The 1,031-nt window shown below is 73.6% G+C and carries 1 protein-coding gene; it reads right to left on the bottom strand.

Annotated features, from left to right (window positions below; translation table 11 throughout):
* Positions 1-7: 7 nt before the first annotated feature.
* A partial coding sequence (locus AB0B91_RS66535; protein WP_358343370.1) for a DUF885 domain-containing protein occupies positions 8-1,031 on the bottom strand: 1,024 nt, incomplete at its 5' end.

Raw genomic sequence — 1,031 nt, 5'->3', positions numbered from 1 at the left:
CCCTCCGTCACACGCCCAGCAGGGTGCGCAGGTGGCGCGGGGGCGGGCAGTCGTGGGCGAGCATCGCGTCGTGCCACTCGCGCACCGACACACCGGCCGGGCGGGCGGCGGCGATCCCGGCCACCTCGCTGTAGCCGACGAAGTACGTCGAGAGCTGCGTCGAGGTGAGCAGCGCGCGCCGCCACTTGCCGGCCGCCTCGCCCTCCTCCTGGAAGCCACGCCCGGTCATCAGCGCCATCGCCTCGGCCTCCGGCAGCTCCTCGCAGTGCACGAGCTGGTCCAGCAGCGCGTTGATGGTCATCCGCAGCTGCATCTTGAGCTGCTGCAACCGCACCGGCAGGCCGCCGAAGCCGAGGCCGGCCATCAGCTCCTCGGTGTAGACCGCCCAACCCTCGATGAAGGGCCCCGACTCCGTCAGGGCCCGCACCCGCGTCGGACCCACGTGCCGGCGGGCGTGGGCGAGCTGGAGGAAGTGCCCCGGCATCGCCTCGTGCACCGTCAGGTTGCGGATCATGTGGTCGTTGTACTCCCGGTAGAACGAGTCGACCCGGTGCGCGGGCCACTCCTCGGGAGTGGGCGCGATGCAGTAGAAGGTCGGCACGTCCGCCGTCTCCAGCGGGCCGGGCGAGTCGCAGTACGCGACCGCCACGCCCCGGGCGAACCGCGGCATCTCCTGGATCACGCACGGATCGTCGACCAGGGTGACCAGGTCGTGGGCGCGTACGAAGTCGGTCGCCTCGTCCAGGCTGACCGAGGCCAGGTCCACGATCGTGGCGTCGTCGGGGTGCTCGGCGGCCAGCAGGTCCAGCGCCCGGCGTACCGTCTCGTCGTCGGCCGGGCCGCCGACCAGCTCGACGGCCGCCGCACGGATCTCCTCGCCGACCCGGTCCAGGTTGGCCCAGGCCCGACGCTGGATCTCGGCGGCCCCCAGCTCCGTGTCGAGGGTGTGCCAGAGCCGCGCCTCCCAGCGACGGCGGCCCAGCCGCGGGTCCCGCCCGGGGCCGGCGTCGGCGGCCAGGCCCTGACGCAGC

Origin of the sequence: Nonomuraea sp. NPDC049141 (assembly GCF_040648415.1) — a bacterium.
Classification (GTDB): Bacteria; Actinomycetota; Actinomycetes; order Streptosporangiales; family Streptosporangiaceae; genus Nonomuraea.
The sequence above is the reverse complement of the archived record's forward strand: the minus strand, read 5'-3'. Positions and strand labels throughout refer to the sequence as shown.